This window comes from Martinezella miluonensis (genome assembly GCF_900094545.1).
Classification (GTDB): domain Bacteria; phylum Pseudomonadota; class Alphaproteobacteria; order Rhizobiales; family Rhizobiaceae; genus Rhizobium; species Rhizobium miluonense.
Window position 1 is genome coordinate 1 of record NZ_FMAH01000032.1, and the last position, 19,295, is coordinate 19,295.

A 19,295-nucleotide genomic window follows, 5' to 3' on the forward strand; every position below is an offset into this window, starting at 1 on the left:
ACATTACGCCGGCATTCACGCTCCAGTCGCCGGGAGGAGCGCACCTCGTTGAAATAGCCGTAGATGTAGAGCTTCAGCAGATCACGCGGATCGTAGGGGGGACGACCTGTCGAGGCCTCAACCGCTCGCCTGAATCCGAGCTGCGCAACATCAAGCCCATCGACAAAGGCATCGATCACCCGCACCGCAGCATCTGCCGCAACGTAATCCTCGATCCGGGCTGGCAACAGCGACGTCTGACCCCGATCAGTCCCTGAAATGTATCCCATGAAAATGGCCGCATCGTTTCCAATGCGGCCACCTTAATTGATTTGCCGGACTTCTCACACAGGCTGCGAAGGGCCGCCTTTTCGTGTCGTTCTCTCAATACTCAGTGAGCGCCGGCCTTGGCATAGACGGAGCGCTTGGTGAGATAGATCAATACCGAGAAGATCAGCAGGAACACTATGACCATGAAGCCGAGGTGCTTGCGATCTTCCAGATGCGGCTCGGATGTCCACATCAGGAAGGCAGACACATCGCGCGCATATTGATCGACCGTCTGCGGCGAGCCGTCGTCATAGGTCACCTGGCCGTCCGAAAGCGGCTTCGGCATCGCAAAAGTCGCGGCCGCATCGAAATACGGGTTGTAGTGCGAATTCTGCGGCACCTTGAAGCCGACCGGTGGCTCTTCATAACCGGTCAGCAGCGAGTAGATATAGTCCGGGCCGCCTTCCTGGTACTGGGTGAAGATATCGAAGACGAACTGCGGGAAGCCGCGTTCGATTTCGCGCGCCTTGGCCAGCAGCGACATATCCGGCGGCACCGCCCCGTTGTTGGAAGCAGCTGCTGCCTCGTCGTTCGGGAACGGCGAGTTGAAATGGTCAGACGGAACTGCCTTGCGAGTGAACATCTCACCCTGAGGATTCGGCCCGTCCTGCACTTCGTAGTTGGCTGCGAAGGCCTTCACCTGGGCTTCCGTATAGCCGAGATCTCCCAGCGTACGGTATGCCACCAGCTTCATCGAGTGGCAGGCGGAACAGACTTCCGTATAGACCTTGAGGCCGCGCTGAAGCTGTGCCTTGTCATAGTGGCCGAAGGGGCCGGAGAAGGTCCAATGCTGCTCGCGGGGCTCCTTCAGCGGATAATGCGGCGTCTCGGCTTCTGCGGCAGGCTTCGTTTCCGCCGCAATGGCGGCAACGGTGGCCGAACCGCCGATGAGCGCAAGCGACAGAAGGCCGACAATAAGTTTCTTCATCGTTTTCTTCCTCTATCGCCGGTTATGCCTGAGCCGGAGCGGCAACTTTACCGCCCTGCTTCTCAAGAACCGCTTCCGTAATGGAGTTTGGAACGCGCCTCGGTGTCTCGACCAGGCCGAGCACCGGCATGATGACGAGGAAGAACAGGAAGTAGAACAACGTCGCGAACTGCGCAGCCGTGGTGTAGATACCTTCCGCCGGCTGCGAGCCGAGCCAGCCGAGCAGAACGGCATCGGCGACGAACAGCCAGAAGAACAGCTTGTACCACGGACGATAAACGGCGGAGCGAACCTTCGACGTATCGAGCCACGGCAGGAAGAACAGCACGATGATCGCGCCGAACATCGTCAAGACGCCGCCGAGCTTGGAGTCGATCGGGCCGATGTTGAAAGTGATCGAGCGCAGCATCGCGTAGAACGGCAGGAAGTACCATTCCGGAACGATGTGAGCCGGCGTCTTCAGTGGGTTGGCCGGGATGTAGTTGTCGGCATGGCCGAGGAAGTTCGGCAGGTAGAAGACGAAATAGGCGAAGACCAGCAGGAAGATGGAAACGCCAAGCGCATCCTTCAGCGTCGCATAGGGCGTGAAGGCCACGGTATCGGTCTTCAGCTTGACCTCGACGCCGGTCGGGTTCGTCTGGCCGGTCACGTGCAGCGCCCAGATGTGCAGGATGACAACGCCCGCGATCATGAACGGCAGCAGGTAATGCAGCGAGAAGAAACGGTTGAGCGTCGGATCATCGACGGCAAAGCCGCCGAGCAGGAACGTCTGGATCCAGTCGCCGACCCATGGGAAGGCCGAGAAGAAGCCGGTGATGACGGTCGCACCCCAGAAGGACATCTGGCCCCAGGGCAGAACGTAGCCCATGAAGGCGGTTGCCATCATCAGCAGGTAGATGATCACGCCGAGGATCCAGAGGATTTCGCGCGGCGCCTTGTAGGAACCGTAGTAGAGGCCGCGGGCGATGTGGAGATAGACGGCCACGAAGAAGAAGGACGCGCCGTTGGCATGCATATAGCGCAGCAGCCAGCCATGGTTGACGTCGCGGACGATCTTTTCGACCGAATTGAAGGCGATCGCCGTATTCGCCGCATAATGCATGGCAAGCACGACGCCGGTCAGGATCTGCAGGACCAGCATCACGGCCAGCATGGCACCGAACGTATAGGCATAGTTCAGATTGCGCGGGACCGGATAGGCGATGAAACTGTCATAGACCATACGCGGCAGCGGAAGCCGCGCGTCGACCCATTTTTCGAGCCCTGTCGATGGCTCGTAAGACGAATGACCACTCATGATTCAGCTCCCCCTCAACCGACCTTGATCTTCTTATCCGACGTGAACGCATATTGCGGTATGAAGAGGTTCTGCGGCGCAGGCCCATGGCGTATGCGACCGGCGGTATCGTAGACCGAACCATGGCAGGGACAGAACCACCCGCCGTATTCCCCCGCCTGGCCGAGCGGTATGCAGCCGAGATGGGTGCAGACGCCGATCATCACGAGCCAGTTTTCCTTGCCCTCGCCGGCCGAACGGGCAACATCGGTTGCCTGCGCATCGGATGGAAGGTTGGCATTGCGAGCGACCGGATCCTTGAGGTCCGAGAGCTGCGTGCCCTTGGCATCGTCGATTTCCTTTTGCGTGCGGTTACGGATGAAGACGGGCTTGCCGCGCCACTTCACCGTCAGAGACATGCCAGGCTCAAGGCTCGACACGTCGACTTCGATGGAAGCAAGAGCAAGTGTCGATGCGTCCGGCCGCATCTGGTCGATAAACGGCCAAGCGACGGAAACTGCGCCAACCGCACCAGCCATACCTGTCGTCAAATAAAGGAAATCGCGGCGCGTAGGCTCGCCTATGGATTCAGTTGTCGTACTATGCTCGCTCAAGGCTGCACTTCCTCTTCCGCAAACCACGGCAGAACCGCGGTACCCCCTCACTAACGGCGAATCAACGCGACCATATTTCCGCCATAGATTCCTCCGTAACCCGCTGCGTTCTAAGCTTGATCGCAAATTATGTCCAGTCTTGGCAAGGGGAGATGGCACAATGTCGCGGCAAAACTGCGCTATTAAGCCGCAAGGCCAGGGCCTGAACTCCCCTGCCTTCAAGATAAGGCGGTAAACGCATGAAAAATCAGAGGATTTGTATAGTATTCTCTCATATTGCAGAGCAAAATAAGCAGTGATTTCAATACCGCATTGCGGAAATCGCCATAATATTAGCACTTTCGACACATCGCGGGGCCTGGGCTTTACCTCTTAAAACCGAATGGATTTCCTGCGCGATTTGTGGACGAATGCAGTTAGGCCTCGCGTCTTGAAAGTATCGAAAAATAAGCTCGAGAACGTCTCATGAGACACACGGTCTATTGCGTTCTATGCGTTCTCGCCACGCTGGCCCTGGGTATCCTTGCGGCACGCTATGTCACCGATTCCTGGTTGCTGGCCTTTTTCGAGAGCCTGCAGACCCACATAAGCCTGTTTGCGATCATACTTGCGCTGACCGCATTCTTCTTCAAGCGCCACTGGTATGCGATCTTGCTGACGGCGGCCGGAACCGTGCTCCTCGTTCACTCTGTCCTCATGCTGCAGGAACATGCCGCGTCTTCCTTCGTCGCTTCAGCGGAGGCAAGCGGCGGTCATTTCAAACTGCTCTCCTTCAACATCGAGGACAGCAATTTTGAAAACGGCGCCCGCATCGCCGATCTCATTGTCGCCTCGAAAGCCGATGTCGTTGAAATTTTCGAGGCGGGACCCGTCTTTTCCGCGATGGATCGCATCACCAAGATCTACCCCTATCGCATCGGCTGCGGCGAGATGACCACCGATTGCGACTCGCTGCTGCTATCGAAAAGACCGTTCCGGACTCGGCTCATGCGCAGCCTCGACAGCCTTTGGGACAATCGCTTTATTCTGGCCACCATCGACATGGACGGCCAGCCCGTCAATTTCGCTTCCATTCATTTGAGCAAGCCCTACTTCGACGAGTTTCACCAGATCGAACTTGGCCTCCTCGCCTCCATCCTCAACGACGCGAAGGAGCCGCTGATCCTCGCAGGAGATTTCAACGCTTCGGTCATCGCTCCGGATATGCGTGACTTTCTGGCCGCAACCGCCCTTCGACACGCCTTCCCAGAGCCTGCGACCTGGCCGGTCGCGGCAGGGCCTTATGGCATCAGCATCGATCACGTCTTTGCCCGCGCGCCGTTGCGGCTGATATCCGTAAAGCAGATCCGGGACGCGATGGGCTCGAACCATTTTGGCTTGATGGCGGAGTTCAGCGTGCCTCGGCACCCGTGATCTCACCGTCTATCGGACAAGCTTCGATCAATCGGCATCCGCCGCGATGAAACCACCGGACTGACGTGCCCATAGCTCGGAATAAAGGCCGCCGTCGGCGATCAGCTCGTCATGCGTCCCCTCCTCGATGATCTCGCCCTTATCGATGACGACCAGCCGATCGAGCTTGGCGATGGTCGAGAGCCGATGCGCTATCGCCAGAACGGTTTTGCCTTTCATCAGCCCATCGAGGTTGGACTGCAGCACAGCCTCGGCCTCCGAATCCAGGGCGGATGTCGCCTCGTCGAGCACGAGGATCGGCGCATCCTTGAGCATGACACGCGCGATCGCGATACGCTGACGCTGTCCGCCCGAGAGCTTGACGCCGCGCTCGCCGACATGGGCCGCGTAAGCCGTGCGCCCTTTCTGATCCTCCAGAGCGGTGATGAACTCGTCGGCCTCCGCTTGTCGGGCGGCCTCCACCATCTGCTCGTCGCTGGCATCCGGACGCCCGAAAACGATGTTGTCGCGAATGGATCGATTGAGAAGCGCCGTGTCCTGGGTCACCATGCCGATGGAGGCGCGCAGCGATTCCTGCCGCACGCCGGCAATGTCCTGTCCATCGATCAGGATGCGGCCGCCTTCGAGGTCGTAAAAGCGCAGCAGGAGATTGACGAGCGTCGTCTTGCCCGCTCCCGAACGGCCGACAATGCCGACTTTCTCTCCCGCACGCACCGAAAGCGAGAAATTGTCGATGACGCCACCGCCTCGCCCATAATGGAAGGTCACATTGTCGAAGCGGATTTCCGGGCCGCTGATCGCCAAGTCCTTGGCTGTAGCCCGATCGACCAGGCCGATGGGCTCGGAGATCATCTCGGCCGAATTCTGGATCGTGCCGAGATTGCGCATGATGGCGTTGAACTGCGCCATCATGCGACCGAAGAGCATATTCAGGCGCAACACCATGCTGAGCGTGAAGGCGACGCCGCCCGTCGAGATCTCGCCGGCCAGCCAGAGATGCACGGCAAGCGCGCCGATGGAGGTGATCATCACGCCGGACAGCAGAGCAAGGGATGAACGAACGCCGGTCAATAGCCGGGTGAAGGGCATGACGGCCGCCTGGAAACGATCGAACCCACGGCGGATATAGTCATCGTTCTGCTCTTCCCGTCCGAAGAGCTTCAGCGTCTGGATGTTGGCATAGGCATCGACCATGCGGCCGTTCAGCATCGACGATGCCTCCGCCGCATTGCGCGCATGCTGCCGGATGCGCGGCACGAAATGGCGGGCGAGTAGCGAGAAGATGCCGATCCATATCGCAATCACCAGCGCCAGCCGCCAGTCGAGCCCGCCGACGAGCGCGATGGTCGAGGCAGCGTAGATGATGATGAACCAGACCACCTGCAGCAGCGACACGACAAGATCGCCCGTCGCCTGCCCCGCCGACCAGACTTTGGTGACGACGCGGCCGGAAAAATCATTCTGGAAGAATTCGACGGATTGTCTGGCCACATGCCGGTAGGCCTGCCAGCGCACGAGATTGAGAAAGCCGGGAACGACGACCTGTTCCTCGACCAGCGCGCCAAGGCTCACGACAACAAAACGCACCACGAGCACCACGAAGACCATGCCGAGAAGTGCAGCGCCGTGGCCGGCGAGCAACCCGCTCCATCCCTCGCCCGGCTTCACCTTGTCGAGAATGTCGACCAGATGGCCGACGAACCAGAAGAGCGCCGCCTCCAGCATCGCCACCGCACCGCCGAGCGCCGCCATCGCCAGGAACGGCCCCTTCGCCTGACCGACGTAATACCAGATGAAGGCGCCAAGCGACCGCGGCGGCTTGAGATCGCCGCTGCGGTAATAGGGATCTATCCACGTCTCGAACAGACGGTACACGGAACGAATGAACATGGAAGCGATATAGGAAATTTCTGAAGATCCGCAAAGTAACGGCGGACGGCGGCAAAGGTTACATTTTCGTTAGAATGCCGCGTCTGGCGTTAGGATTGGCGAGCACGAGATGGCGACCGAACCGCAATTTCATTCAAGACCGGAGAACACGACGCCTCGATGTTGCCTGAAGCCATCATCGAGTGAGATTCATGCCCGCTATTTCCCCTCAAGCCGACGCGATGTATCCACCGCATCCGTCGTCAATCCGCACCTTGCCCGCGACGAACTGGCCAATCGAGTATTCCACCGCACGAAGTAGTGCGATTGCGGCTCTCATCGTTGGGAAAGCCTCGCCTGCGGCCTGCTCGAACGTCTCGCGCGGATCAGCGGCCGAAATAAGTACATCGGCTCAAGCCTTGTCACCGATACGCGGCTCTGCCATGGGGGCAATCGCATGAGCATGGAGTTTCTGATAACGACCCTCATCATCGTGGCGTCTCCCGGCACCGGAGCGATCTACACGCTTGCTGCCGGATTATCGGGCGGTGCAAAGGCGAGTTTGGTCGCCGCATTCGGCTGCACACTCGGCATCATCCCGCATTTGCTTGCCGCGATCAGTGGCCTTGCCGCACTCTTGCACACCAGCGCCGTGGCGTTTCAAGCGCTCAAATGGCTCGGAGTAGCCTATCTGCTGTACATGGCCTGGTCGATGTTTTTGGAACGGGGTGTCTTGCGCGTTGACGGTGCGCCGACCGACAAGAGCACGCGGCAAGTGATTGGCTCGGCAATCCTGATCAATCTGCTCAATCCAAAATTGTCGATCTTCTTCTTCGCCTTCCTGCCTCAATTCGTGACGCCGGATCAGGCAAGCCCGATCACGCTGATGCTGAAGCTTAGCCTGATCTTCATGGCACTCACCTTTATCATCTTCGCGGGATATGGTGTGTTCGCGGCCTACCTGCGCCGCCATATCGTCTCAAATCCGACTGTTCAGTCATGGATGCGTCGAAGCTTCGCGACGGCGTTCGGATTGCTCGCGGTACAACTTGCTCTTGCGAGCCGTTAGCTCGAGTCATCGTCTTCCGCGCTCCTTTGTTGTGCTTTTGATTTCGGGAAAATAGCCACCTTGGCCTCTTCGTTGAGCGCCAATGAAAACATTGAGAATATCGGCTCGACGGCTTTTGTTCTGCGAAAAACGGTATGGCCGAATGGGCCATCGAAGCAACAACTGGGGCACCTCGGCACCCCAGTTGTCCAGTCCATCACTGCGCTGCCGTCTCGACCTCTTCGTGATCGGCTAGGAAGCCGCCCGACTGACGGCTCCAGAGCTCGGCATAGATGCCGCCATTATGGGCCAGCTCATGATGCGTGCCCATCTCGATGATCCGGCCCTTGTCGAGGACCACGAGGCGGTCCATCTCGGTCAGCGTCGACAGGCGGTGCGCAATCGCGATCACCGTCTTGCCGTGCATGAGCGCGAAGAGGTTTTCCTGGATCGCCGCTTCCACTTCGGAATCGAGCGCCGAGGTTGCCTCGTCGAGCACCAGGATCGGCGCGTCCTTCAGGAAGACGCGGGCGATCGCGATACGCTGCCGCTGGCCGCCGGAGAGCTTGACGCCCCGCTCGCCGACCTGCGCATCGAGCCCCGTGCGTCCATACATGTCGACGAGGCCTTCGATGAACTCCCAGGCATTGGCGCGCTTCGCCGCCCGGATCACCTCCTCGTCAGTCGCGTCGGGGCGACCATAGGCGATGTTGTCGCGGATCGAGCGGTGCAGCAGCGACGTATCCTGCGTCACCACGCCGATCATCGAACGAAGGCTGTCCTGCGTGACCCCTGCGATATCGTGACCGTCGATGGTGATGCGGCCGCCCTCCAGATCGTAGAAACGCAGCAGCAGGTTCATCAGCGTCGTCTTGCCGGCGCCGGAACGGCCAACCAGGCCAACCTTTTCGCCCGCACGGATATCGAGAGACAGGTCCTCCATGACGCCCTTCGCCTTGCCGTAATGGAAGCGAATGTGGTCGAACCGGATCGCACCCTGCTTGGCGACAATCGCCGAGGCTGCCGGCTTGTCCACAATGTCGTGCGGCTTCGTCATCATCCCCATGCCGTCATAGACGGTGCCGATGTTTTCGAAGAGTGCCGACACCTCCCACATCACCCATTGCGACATGCCGTTAACACGCATGGCAAGGCCGATGGCAATGGCGATGGAGCCGACGGAGATCGAACCATTGAGCCAGAACCAGATCGAAAGCGCCGAGACGATGAACAGCGCCGCGCAATTGTTGAAATAGACCGAGGCGTGGAACAGCGTCACCTTGCGCATCTGCTTGTGCACGGTATCGAGGAACTCCTCCATGCCGGCCCTCGCATATGTCTCCTCGCGGCCCGCGTGCGAGAACAGCTTCACCGTAGCGATGTTGGTGTAGCTGTCGACCACGCGACCCGTCATCATCGAGCGCGCATCGGCCTGTTGCGACGCAATCTTGCGCAGCACGGGCACGAAATAAGCGACGATCCCGACATAGACGCCGAGCCAGAACAGGATCGGAATCATCAGCCGCCAATCGGCCGCAGCGATGACGAGGATCATCGAGAGGAAATAGGTGAAGACGTACACAAACACGTCGAGGATCTTCATGACCGTTTCGCGCACGGCAAGCGAGGTCTGCATCACCTTGGTGGCGACGCGGCCCGCAAACTCGTTGGCGAAAAAGGTCATGCTGTGACGCAGCAGGAAGCGATGCATCTGCCAGCGCGCGATCATCGGATAATTGCCGAGCAGCACCTGGTGCATAATGAAGCTGTCGAGGATTGCCGCAAGCGGCAGGCCGACCAGCACCATCGCGCCCATCCAGAAAAGCCTATGCCATTCTGTCTGCAGGAAGGTCGCCTTGTCCGCCTTCGTCAGCCAGTCGACGATATCGCCGAGGAATTGGAACAGCGCCACCTCGCCGATCGCGATCGACATGGTGAGGATGCTCATGGCGATCAGCCACGGCGCAGCCGGCTTGGAATAATGCCAGCAGAAAGCGAAGAGGCCGTGCGGAGGTGTATCCGGCACCTCGCTCGGAAATGGATTTAGTCGGCGTTCGAACCAGCCAAACATTGAAATGCTCCAAAGACTCGACCCTATGACCACCCGCTGCGCCTAAAGGCCGCAGACTCATATGGTGGTCGGGCGATAAAACAACGAGGCCATACCGGCCGCGTAATGACTCAGAAAAGGGGAATGCTTGCGAATGCGCGCCTTACGGCGCTCAGCAGGTCCGAAAATGCACGGACCGGAGGCGCATCATCACAAACAAGATATCCATCACGAGCCTCCTTCATTCGTAAGTTGTAGAGCGCCTGTCTTTTAGCGCGACTTTTCCCTTTTGAAAAGCGAAATATGCCTGAAAAATGGGCTAAATTCTTCAATTCTGCTGATGGAAAGCATCACAAAAATCGAGGAATCGACGAAAATCAGAGACAAATCGGGGTGATTTCGCTAGTTGCAGCGCATGACCACGCTCCGCATCGCCCTTTACCAGCCCGACATTCCCGGCAACACCGGCACGATCCTGCGGCTGGCCGCTTGCCTCGGCCTCGGCGTCGACATCATCGAGCCCGCGGGTTTCGACATATCGGACCGCAACCTCAAGCGTGCCGGCATGGACTACCTCTCCGCCGTCACTCTGACGCGACATGTGAACTGGGATCGTTTCGAGACATGGCGCCAGGAAAGCGGCCGCAGGTTGGTGCTTGCCTCGACCAAAGCAGCACAACCCTACACTGATTTCGCTTTCCGCGGCGACGATATCCTCCTCTTCGGCCGCGAAAGCGCCGGCGTGCCGGAACATGTGCATGACAAGGCCGACAGCCGCATTCTGATCCCCATGGTGGAGGGCCAGCGCTCCATCAACGTCGCCATGTCCGCGGCCATGATATCGGGTGAAGCGCTGCGGCAGACGCAATGGTCGCCGACGTCAACACTGGGCTTGAATGTCGCACCCGAATAGGCGTTGGCACGTCCAATAAAGTGTGAGAAGCTTGCCTCTGGAATGCTCTAACTCAGGCAACCTTGGCGAGGTGACCCATGTTCCAGACGGCATTCACGCTCTCCCTCACGCAGTTCGCGCGCACCTTGAGCCTCCCCGAGCGGCTTCAGCGCTCACCGGCCCGCAATCTCGCTCTCGAAGGCCTTCGTCAGCGGAACCTCGCGCTCGACGCGCTGTTCTACGACATCAAGGTGATCACGCCGGAGGAAGCCTTCTACCTCAGCGACTCGCTGGCAGCCGAAGGCGCAATCATGATTGTCCCGCCAAGTGGCGGTGCAGCGATAACCCTTTGCGAGACGGTGGACGAATTTGTCCTGAGAGGCGGCGATAAGGTGCAGGCCCTCACCGTCGCAGGCATCGGTGGCTCCGCATTGGGCGCGGCGGCCTTCGCCCGCAACGTGGCCGATGCAATACAGGGGCCGGTTGCCGCCGTCGTTTCAGGCTATGGCATCGCCGATGTCATTACCGAGGCTTTCGGCGGACATTTTCTCTTTGGCCATCTGCGCGGCCTGCGTCCGTTTCTGGAGATATTCGACGATATCGCCGGCCGGCCCAAGGTTGGAGCGCATGGCGACGAATCGGCCGCCCGCACCAGCCTCGATACCCGAACCGTGCGGGCGCTTCTTGCGGACTCCCGCCTGTCATTCCGGCTGTTGACCGGCCACTCCAAGGGCAATCTGGTCCTCTCCGCTGCCCTGCACGACCTGCACAAGCAAGATGAGGCGCGGATCGCGAAGCTCGCCCCTGAGATGAAGATCGTGACGATCGGCGCGCGCATCGCCATGCCGCCGGCCTTCACCGATGTCGTCGATGTCATGGGTGCGTGGGACTGGTTCGGCGAGATCAATTCCCGCCCGTTCATCGACGCCGACCGCCGCATCCCCCATGCCTGGCATCACACGAATACCGACTTGAACGGGCATTTGCCCGTGACAGCCACGCTCAGGGACATCTTGGCGACGTCGCCGGCGAAAGCGGAAGCAAAGACCGGGGAATACGATGCCGCATCCCAGGATGAATTGTCGACGGCGGCGGAAACAGTCGCTGTTGCTACCTCGCCGATTGGCTCCAAGCGACGATCGGCAACGATCGAAAACGTCAAACATGCCTTCGCTGCCGGCATATTGCCCAACGCACCGCCGATCGAACCGGGCTCACCCGACGAGCTGCAGCCGCCCAAGACTCATTGATCGGGCTTATGCGCAATTGTTGATCCAATATGTCGCAAGCAACGGTGGACTACCGTTGCAACAAGCGTATAATGCTTAGCCGGCAAGTGAATTTTCCATGTTTAAAGCAGCGCGACCGCAGACTGAAATTTACGACTTTTCAGTAGGTTATCATCACTTTCGGAATCATTGACGACATAGCGGCATGAGAAAGATTTAGCAGAAAATGGAATCCACCATCGTCATGATTAATCTGTTCGGCGCCATCGGCCTCCTGCTGTTCGGCCTTGCGCAGGTAAAAGACGGTGTGTCACGCGCTTTCGGCGCCCGCCTCAGAACAGGTCTTGCCAGAGGAACCCGCAGCGGCACGCGATCGTTCGCATCCGGCTTCGTCGCGACAATCGCATTGCAGAGCTCCACGGCAACGGCGCTCATGATCGCTTCCTTCGTCGAGCGCGACCTCGTCCTGCCGAGCATGGCGCAGATCGTGCTGCTGGGCGCCAATGTCGGCACTGCGGTCACCGCATGGATTGTCGCGACCGGCATCGAATGGCTGTCTCCCCTCATCATCCTGATCGGCATCATCTTATATCGCCGCACCTCGACCTCTCAGCAGGGCGCGGGAACCGCGCTTATCGGCATCGGGCTCATGCTGCTTTCTCTGCAGCTGCTCAGTCTTGCGACCGCGCCGATGCGGCAATCGGCAGCGCTTGGCGCCTTCATCGGGCTGCTGGACGGCGCGCTGCCGGTGGCGCTCATCTTCTCGGCGGTGCTGGCCTTCGTGTCTTCGTCGAGCCTTGCGGTGGTCGTGCTGATACTCTCACTTGCATCGACCGGTATTTTGTCTCCGGCATTGACCGTCGTTCTCGTGCTCGGCGCCAATCTCGGCGGCGCGGTTCCACCCGTCATGGCGACGCTGTCTGGCCCGGCAACCGTTCGGCGCGTCACCTTGGGAAACCTGATCGTGCGCGCAATCGGTTGCCTCATCGTGCTGCCGCTCGCAGGCTATATCGGGGATTGGATGCAGGGCCTCCATTTCTCGCCGGCCAAACTGCCCGTAGACGTGCATCTGCTTTTCAATATCGCCCTCGCCATCTGCGCATGGCCCTTCTCGCGCCTGCTCTCGAGGACCATGCTCCGGGTCGTGCCCAACGATCCGCAGACCGACGATGGCCCGAAGTTTCTCGACCAGCAGGCCCTGCAAACGCCCGTCGTGGCGCTTGCCAGCGCCACCCGAGAGGTTCTCGCGGTTGGCGACCTCATCGAGCGCATGCTGATCCGCACCGAAAATGCCTTCAACAACAACGACCTGTCGCCCTTGAAGGAAATCCCGGTTCTGGAAAAGCGCGTCGACCGCATCCAGCAGGAGGTGAAAATCTACCTGTCGAAGCTGGGACGTGACGGGCTGGACGACGAGAACGGCCGCCGCTCGATCGTCATCATCGATTATGCCATCAATCTCGAACATATAGGCGACATCATCGAAAAGGGCCTGGCCGAACAGGTGGGGAAGAAAATCGACAAGGGCCTGACTTTCTCGGAGGACGGATATCGCGAGCTGAGAAGCCTCTTCAGCCTGACAGTCGATAATCTCCGTATCGCCCAGACGATCCTCGTGACCCGCGACTTCAATCTGGCCAAGCAGCTGATGGAGGTGAAGGTGGACGTGCGCCGGCTGGAAAAGCAGTCCTCCGAGCGTCATCTCGAAAGATTGCGCGACGGCCGCGTCGATAGCCTGCAGACCAGCTCGCTGCATCTCGACATGCTGCGCGATCTGAAACGCATCAATGCCCACATCGTTTCGGTGGCGCATCCGATCCTGGACGAGAGCGGGCTGCTGATCGAAAGCCGTTTGAGGAAGACGCAGTAGCCTACTTCAGGCTGATCGCCTGCCGCTGCAACCGCTCATTTCGTCCGTTTCAATCCGCCGACGGCAAACGCCGCATGGTGAACTCGATGCGGTCGCCCTCAATCTGGCGCCAGCTTTCGACTTCGGTCCAGTAGGCGGCTTTCGGGAACTCATCGAACCATTCACGCGCCTTGGCACGCGCTTCGGGGCGACTGAGACAAAAAGTCTCTCGAACGAAATCGCTCTTTCCGCCGGCCGGATGTTCCTGCCGATAGCGGAATATTCTGCTTCTCAACCCATCAAGGGGCGGCGGTCCGGGTATCTTCATGATGAAACCTCGCCTTTGAGAGGGGGAACATAATACCGCATCGGAAATTTTGCGAGTCGATTCTCCTGCAACGCCGCTGCACTGGTTGTGCCGTAGTGTTGCTGTTATTCAAAATCACGATACATACGGTGCGAATCGCGGGCCGCCGGCTGCTCGCGCCGTCGGAGAGCATGAATGGAACGACCCAATCTTCCCAAAGGACTGCCTGAGGATATTGAAGCAAAGAAAGAGGCCGCGAGAACCTGGTTCGAGAGCCTGCGCGATGCGATCTGCGCCGAGTTCGAGAAGCTGGAGGACGAGCTTGCCGGCCCTCTCTCCGATCAGGAGCCGGGACGCTTCGTCGCCAAGGACTGGCAGAGGGAAAGCGGTCAGGGCGGCGGCGGCCGCATGTCGATGATGGAAGGCCGCGTCTTCGAAAAGGTCGGCGTCCACACTTCCACCGTCTATGGCGAGTTCTCTCCGGATTTCCGCAGCCAGATACCTGGCGCCGAGGAAGACCCACGTTTCTGGGCTTCGGGCCTGTCGCTGATCGCCCATCCCGTCAATCCGAACGTGCCGGCTGTGCATATGAATACCCGCATGGTGGTCACGACGAGCCAATGGTTCGGCGGCGGCGCAGACCTGACGCCGGTGCTCGACCGTCGCCGCACCCAGGAAGACCCCGACAGCGTCCTCTTCCATCGCGCCATGCAGATCGTCTGCGAGCGGCATGCCGTCGCCGACTACCAGCACTATAAGAACTGGTGCGACGAGTATTTCTTTCTGAAGCATCGTAACGAGCCGCGCGGCATCGGCGGCATCTTCTTCGACTGGCTGCATTCGCCGGAGGAAGCCGGCGGCTGGAACGCCGATTTTGCCTTCACCCGCGACGTCGGCCGCGCCTTTTCCATGGTTTATCCGCGCATCGTCCGCTCAAATTTCAACGAAGCATGGACGGAAGAGGACCGCGACGAACAATTAATCCGTCGCGGGCGTTATGTGGAGTTCAATTTGTTGTATGATCGGGGTACAATATTCGGGCTGAAAACAGGCGGCAACGTGGAATCGATCCTATCGTCTCTGCCGCCCGTGGTACGCTGGCCGTAGGGCATCCAACATAAAATGACCGAATAAGCCCTGAAATCGGCGGAGTGAGTGCATAGATTAGGTAATGCTCGTTTCAATCGGAGGAGGTTGTAATGGCAGTACAGATTCAGGTCGTGGAAGTTTCGAAGGAAACGAGGCTTTCGCGCACTGTCGATAGTCTGGAATTCATCGTCCGGCTAGCCGAGGACATGAGGGTCCGCAGCGGGTCCGATTTACCTCTCTCCTGCTTCATCGAGCAGGTGAGAATGCAACTTGCAGGCAACAGGTCGCCGAGCGATCTCGCTCGCATGGAGGCCGATCGCTCGGCCAGACAGGCGCCCGTTACGACATATCAGTCGTCTGACTGCTTCAAATCCTGGGCAATGCCGGACTGAAATCCGAAAGAATGGTCCGGCAAGCGTTGGAACCTTGCCGGACAGAGAAACCTTTTCCCATTCGTAGCGTTTTAACCTTCATGTCCTTCGGCATGAAGGGCCGCAATCCTGTTGAATATTGAGGAGGAAGACATGCGACTGTTCGAATGTGGTACGCTTGTACCCGGCTGCACATGGCACACGCGCGCCAAGGACGATGCCGAAGTGGTTCGTCGCGCTGTCGAGCACATGCGTGATGCGCATGGCGAAACAATCGTCAGGGAAAATATGATCGACAACATCAAGGCACGCATACGCGACGAAGCCAATGCAGCCTGAGCTGCGCTCTGTCGTCAGGCGTTAGCCAGATCCGTCAACCGGGCGAGAAGACCCGCCCGGTCGACAGTAAAGTTTCCTTCAAGCCATTCCTGCTCCAGCTTACCGAGAAGTTCGCCGACGCGCGGACCTGCACTGATGCCTGCGGCAAGCGCATCCGAACCGCTGAGAGGAAAAGTCGGTCTCTTCCACTTCGACGCACGCTCCAGCAACTTGCCGAGCCGTGCAGTGCGCGCCATCTCCTCGAAATCGCCCTCGGCCTTGCCCCGCGCAACAGCCAGCGCCAGCTTCAGCCGGACAGCTATGCCGGATGGATCATAGCGGTAAAGCAGCCGATCGAAAGCGGCCTCCGATATCTCATCTTTTATACCGGGCGCATTCGCCCAAGCCTGCAGATAGGCTGCCTCGGCCTTCGACAGACGCAGACGCTCGGCAAGTTTGCCAAGTCTCGCCGCATCCGGCGGCACGATAGCGGCAAGCCGCAGCAAAGGATCCGCCGCCCAACCGAGCGCTTGCTCGGCGGCAATCAACGCCGGAATGGCGTCGATACCCCATTTTTCCGTTTCCGGCAGAACCTCGGTCAGCACCCCAACCTGGCGCATCCAGAGCAGCGCCCGGCCCGGATCCCCGGCCGAAAGCAGCTTCTTCATTTCCGACCAGACACGCTCGGCCGACAATGTCGCGATCTTCGCCCGCGCCGCCGCGCAGGCGCGTAGTCCGTCCGCATCCGGGCGGCCGCTGCCGTAATGCGCAAAGAAGCGGAAGAAGCGCAAAATGCGCAGATGATCCTCGGCGATCCGCGTCGCGGCATCGCCGATAAAGCGGATATTGCGTCGTTCCAGATCGGCTAGTCCACCCACCAGATCGAGCACCTCGCCATCGGCGGAAGCATAAAGCGCGTTGATTGTCAGATCGCGCCGCTCGGCATCGGCCTGCCAGTCCTCGCTGAAGGCAACGCGTGCGCGCCGCCCATCCGTCTCCACATCCCGGCGTAGGGTCGTGATCTCGAACGGCTTTCCATCGATGACCAGGGTGACCGTTCCATGTGCGATGCCTGTTGGCACCGCCTTGATACCGGCGGCATTTGCTCTTTCGACGACAGCCTCCGGCAGCAGTGTCGTTGCGATATCGATATCGGCGACCGGCAGCCCCATGAGACTATTGCGCACGGCACCACCGACCACACGGCCCTCGCCGCCATCGGCATTCAGCAAGGCCAGCACCCGCTGCAGCGCCTTATCCCGGAACCAGGCTTCACCGGCAACGGACGTCATGTGTAAAGCCTTTCATAAAGCGTGCGGACGATGCCCGCTGTAATGCCCCAGATCATGCGCTGCCCATAGGGTATGCGATAGAAATGGCGTTCGGTTCCCTGCCAGAGCATGGTGTCTGTCGCATGGTGGCTTGGGTCCATCAAGAAGGAGAGCGGCACCTCGAAGGCATCCTCCACCTCTGTGGGGTTGAGGGCCAGATCGAAGCCCGGCTTCACCACCGCAAGGATCGGCGTGATGCGAAAGCCGGTGGCGGCTAGATAATACGGGAGCCGCGCGACGGGTTCTATGAAGATATCGCCCAGCCCGATCTCCTCACCTGTCTCACGCACGGCAGCCATTTCCGGCGAAGCGTCCTCCGGATCGATGGCGCCGCCAGGGAATGCGATCTGGCCGGAATGCTTGCGCAAAGTCGAGGTCCTGAGCGTGAAGATCACCTTGGCGTCGTCGCCGCTGTCGACGACCGGCACGAGCACGGCGGCATCCTTCAGCTTCAGCCCTTCGACTTGGGATATGGTCTCGGGATTGAGGCGATGATCGCCATGATCGCGCCAGGCGAACTCGACCGCGCCACCGCTCTGCCTGAGAGCACGGCGCCGGAACTCATCCGCGGAATAAAGAGGGAATTCGCTCATCGTGTCAGCGCGTCCAGTTCGGCAACCGTCATGACGGGAAAGATCGAGCCGCCGGAGCGCACACAGAACACCTCTCGCCCTGCTATCTCGACGGGCTCGCCGAGTTCGATGAGATCATACATGACCGCGCGCGTCACCAGCGCCTCCAGGCGTCCGCGGACGTGCAGGTAGGGCTTCAGCTCGTCGTTCTCGCCGCGGATGACGAAACGGAGCGGATGTTCCCTGCCCGCCTCGACGACATCGCCGACATTGGTGCGGAAAGTCAGCACGCGTCTGCCGTCACGCTCCGTCACGCTCATCTCGACGGCGACGAACGGCGAATCGGCGACGCGAATGCCGACCTTTTCCACAGGCGTGACGAGATAGGTCTTCCCGTCGGCGTCCTTGCGCAGGACAGTGGAGAACAGCCGCACCAGCGGGGCACGCCCGATCGGCGTACCCAGATAGAACCAGGTCCCGTCAGCCTTGATCTCCATATCGATATCGCCGCAAAACGGGGGATTCCAGCGATCGACCGGCGGCAAGCCCTTCTTGCGATCGCCGCTGTCTCCAGCGGCACGCGATATGAGGGCTGCGAGACTCGCTGCATCGCCGGTAGCCTTGATTTCCTCGGTTGCCATTCTTCCGTCCCGGTTCGCCGTTAGTCACGAATACGACAGTTTCTCACGAGATAGTCATTCGAAACGTGCTTGTCAGCCATGCTCGTGGCGATAAGTTGTATTGATTATGGGGCAAATGTGTAAGGTCTGCGAATCGCGCGCACCGCTTTTCTGCCATTGGAGACGCAAATGGGCATGATTAAATCGACCGAAACGAGCCTCGACGAGCAGGCCATCATCGCTTCAGCCGAAAAGGCGCTGAGCGATATCGCCAGCATCCGCGAAGAAGTATCGAAGGTCATTTTCGGTCAGGAAAGCGTCGTTGAGAATACGCTCCTGGCCGTGCTCGCTGGCGGCCATGCCCTGCTGGTCGGCGTGCCCGGCCTTGCAAAGACGAAGCTTGTCACGACGCTCGGCGCAGTCCTGGGCCTTGCCTCCAACCGCGTGCAATTCACGCCCGACCTGATGCCCTCCGATATTCTCGGCTCCGAAGTCATGGATCAGGACGAAACCGGCCGCCGCTCCTTCCGTTTCGTCAAGGGTCCGGTCTTCGCACAGTTGCTGATGGCAGACGAAATCAACCGCGCCTCGCCGCGCACGCAGTCTGCGTTGCTGCAGTCCATGCAGGAATATCACGTCACCATCGCCGGCCAGCGTTATGACCTGCCCGCTCCCTTCCATGTTCTTGCAACGCAGAACCCGCTCGAACAGGAAGGCACCTATCCGCTGCCGGAAGCCCAGCTCGACCGCTTCCTGCTGCAGGTCGATGTCGGTTATCCCGAGCTGGCCGACGAGCGCCGCATCCTGCTCGAAACGACCGGCTTGAGCGAAGCGACGCCGCAGGCGGTCATCAATGCCGCACGTCTGCTGGAAATTCAGCAGCTGATCCGCCAGATGCCCGTCGGCGACGGCGTGGTCGATGCGATCCTGTCTCTGGTGCGCTCTGCCCGCCCGGGCCAAGGCAACGCCTCGACCGACAAGCATGTTGCCTGGGGTCCAGGCCCGCGCGCCGGCCAGGCCATGATGCTCTGCGCCCGCGCCCGCGCACTGTACGAAGGCCGGCTTGCGCCTTCGATCGACGATGTGCATGCACTTGCCGAGCCCGTGCTCGAGCATCGCATGGCGCTGACCTTCGCGGCCCGCGCCGAAGGCATGTCCGTGCGCGATGTCATCTCAGGGCTGGTAAAACAGCCGAGAACGTGAGCCCGAT

At 59.8% G+C, this 19,295-nt stretch carries 19 protein-coding genes; 9 read left to right on the forward strand and 10 right to left on the reverse strand.

The window, feature by feature from the left end; genetic code table 11:
* The 4 genes from GA0061102_RS22335 to petA all read right to left on the reverse strand — a co-directional run.
* Positions 1 to 269, reverse strand: a 269-nt coding sequence (locus GA0061102_RS22335) for a transposase (RefSeq protein WP_139115094.1), incomplete at its 3' end; no start/stop codon positions are given.
* A gap of 101 nt (positions 270 to 370) precedes the next feature.
* A complete protein-coding gene (locus GA0061102_RS22340; protein WP_092853338.1) occupies positions 371 to 1,237 on the reverse strand; it encodes a cytochrome c1 in 867 nt (288 codons plus the stop codon).
* A 22-nt stretch (positions 1,238 to 1,259) separates the two neighbouring features.
* Positions 1,260 to 2,534, reverse strand: a complete 1,275-nt coding sequence (locus GA0061102_RS22345) for a cytochrome b (RefSeq protein ID WP_037151232.1) — start codon at positions 2,532 to 2,534, stop codon at positions 1,260 to 1,262.
* A 14-nt stretch (positions 2,535 to 2,548) separates the two neighbouring features.
* Complete coding sequence (gene petA / locus GA0061102_RS22350) at positions 2,549 to 3,127, reverse strand: ubiquinol-cytochrome c reductase iron-sulfur subunit (RefSeq protein ID WP_092853340.1); 579 nt, start codon at positions 3,125 to 3,127, stop codon at positions 2,549 to 2,551.
* 465 nt (positions 3,128 to 3,592) lie between these two features.
* On the opposite strand from petA, the gene GA0061102_RS22355 reads away from it, so the two are divergent.
* Entirely contained in the window at positions 3,593 to 4,540 is a 948-nt protein-coding gene (locus tag GA0061102_RS22355) for an endonuclease/exonuclease/phosphatase family protein (protein WP_092853342.1), read from the forward strand.
* A 27-nt stretch (positions 4,541 to 4,567) separates the two neighbouring features.
* Here GA0061102_RS22355 and GA0061102_RS22360 read toward each other — a convergent pair whose 3' ends face one another.
* Positions 4,568 to 6,430, reverse strand: coding sequence for an ABC transporter ATP-binding protein (locus tag GA0061102_RS22360; RefSeq protein WP_092853344.1), 1,863 nt, complete (start codon positions 6,428 to 6,430; stop codon positions 4,568 to 4,570).
* Between the two features lie 436 nt (positions 6,431 to 6,866).
* On the opposite strand from GA0061102_RS22360, the gene GA0061102_RS22365 reads away from it, so the two are divergent.
* Entirely contained in the window at positions 6,867 to 7,478 is a 612-nt protein-coding gene (locus GA0061102_RS22365; RefSeq protein ID WP_092853346.1) for a LysE family translocator, read from the forward strand.
* A gap of 196 nt (positions 7,479 to 7,674) precedes the next feature.
* Here the strand turns inward: GA0061102_RS22365 and GA0061102_RS22370 are convergent, their stop codons facing one another.
* Entirely contained in the window at positions 7,675 to 9,528 is a 1,854-nt protein-coding gene (locus tag GA0061102_RS22370) for an ABC transporter ATP-binding protein (protein WP_092853347.1), read from the reverse strand.
* 394 nt (positions 9,529 to 9,922) lie between these two features.
* Here GA0061102_RS22370 and GA0061102_RS22375 point away from each other — a divergent pair, with 394 nt between their 5' ends.
* From GA0061102_RS22375 to GA0061102_RS22385, 3 genes are all read left to right on the forward strand, one after another.
* On the forward strand, positions 9,923 to 10,420 hold the full coding sequence (locus tag GA0061102_RS22375; protein ID WP_092853464.1) for a tRNA (cytidine(34)-2'-O)-methyltransferase: 498 nt from the start codon (positions 9,923 to 9,925) through the stop codon (positions 10,418 to 10,420).
* Between the two features lie 77 nt (positions 10,421 to 10,497).
* Complete coding sequence (locus GA0061102_RS22380; RefSeq protein ID WP_092853349.1) at positions 10,498 to 11,649, forward strand: hypothetical protein; 1,152 nt, start codon at positions 10,498 to 10,500, stop codon at positions 11,647 to 11,649.
* 205 nt (positions 11,650 to 11,854) lie between these two features.
* Positions 11,855 to 13,498, forward strand: a complete 1,644-nt coding sequence (locus tag GA0061102_RS22385) for a Na/Pi cotransporter family protein (RefSeq protein WP_092853351.1) — start codon at positions 11,855 to 11,857, stop codon at positions 13,496 to 13,498.
* 49 nt (positions 13,499 to 13,547) lie between these two features.
* On the opposite strand, the gene GA0061102_RS22390 is transcribed toward GA0061102_RS22385, so the two are convergent.
* Positions 13,548 to 13,805 carry a hypothetical protein gene (locus GA0061102_RS22390; RefSeq protein WP_004116539.1) on the reverse strand — a complete coding sequence of 86 codons (258 nt, stop codon included), beginning with the start codon at positions 13,803 to 13,805 and terminating at the stop codon, positions 13,548 to 13,550.
* A gap of 174 nt (positions 13,806 to 13,979) precedes the next feature.
* Between GA0061102_RS22390 and hemF the strand changes: the two genes are divergently transcribed.
* The 3 genes from hemF to GA0061102_RS22405 all read left to right on the forward strand — a co-directional run bounded on the left by hemF (position 13,980) and on the right by GA0061102_RS22405 (position 15,583).
* On the forward strand, positions 13,980 to 14,891 hold the full coding sequence (hemF, locus tag GA0061102_RS22395) for an oxygen-dependent coproporphyrinogen oxidase (RefSeq protein ID WP_092853353.1): 912 nt from the start codon (positions 13,980 to 13,982) through the stop codon (positions 14,889 to 14,891).
* A 92-nt stretch (positions 14,892 to 14,983) separates the two neighbouring features.
* Positions 14,984 to 15,265, forward strand: a complete 282-nt coding sequence (locus GA0061102_RS22400; protein WP_092853355.1) for a hypothetical protein — start codon at positions 14,984 to 14,986, stop codon at positions 15,263 to 15,265.
* 132 nt (positions 15,266 to 15,397) lie between these two features.
* Positions 15,398 to 15,583: a DUF1059 domain-containing protein gene (locus GA0061102_RS22405; protein ID WP_092853357.1), complete on the forward strand. Its 186-nt coding sequence runs from the start codon at positions 15,398 to 15,400 to the stop codon at positions 15,581 to 15,583.
* Positions 15,584 to 15,597: 14 nt separating this feature from the next.
* Here the strand turns inward: GA0061102_RS22405 and GA0061102_RS22410 are convergent, their stop codons facing one another.
* From GA0061102_RS22410 to GA0061102_RS22420, 3 genes are read right to left on the reverse strand one after another with little or no spacing between them, the layout of a single operon-like run.
* Positions 15,598 to 16,854, reverse strand: a complete 1,257-nt coding sequence (locus tag GA0061102_RS22410; protein ID WP_092853359.1) for a CCA tRNA nucleotidyltransferase — start codon at positions 16,852 to 16,854, stop codon at positions 15,598 to 15,600.
* On the reverse strand, positions 16,851 to 17,486 hold the full coding sequence (locus GA0061102_RS22415; protein ID WP_092853361.1) for an NUDIX hydrolase: 636 nt from the start codon (positions 17,484 to 17,486) through the stop codon (positions 16,851 to 16,853). Before GA0061102_RS22415 ends, GA0061102_RS22410 begins: the two co-directional genes overlap by 4 nt.
* Positions 17,483 to 18,106: a DUF1285 domain-containing protein gene (locus GA0061102_RS22420; RefSeq protein ID WP_092853363.1), complete on the reverse strand. Its 624-nt coding sequence runs from the start codon at positions 18,104 to 18,106 to the stop codon at positions 17,483 to 17,485. The genes GA0061102_RS22415 and GA0061102_RS22420 overlap by 4 nt, the downstream gene beginning before the upstream one ends.
* Positions 18,107 to 18,274: 168 nt before the next feature.
* Here GA0061102_RS22420 and GA0061102_RS22425 point away from each other — a divergent pair, with 168 nt between their 5' ends.
* Positions 18,275 to 19,288, forward strand: coding sequence for an AAA family ATPase (locus tag GA0061102_RS22425; protein ID WP_092853365.1), 1,014 nt, complete (start codon positions 18,275 to 18,277; stop codon positions 19,286 to 19,288).
* Positions 19,289 to 19,295: the final 7 nt, after the last annotated feature.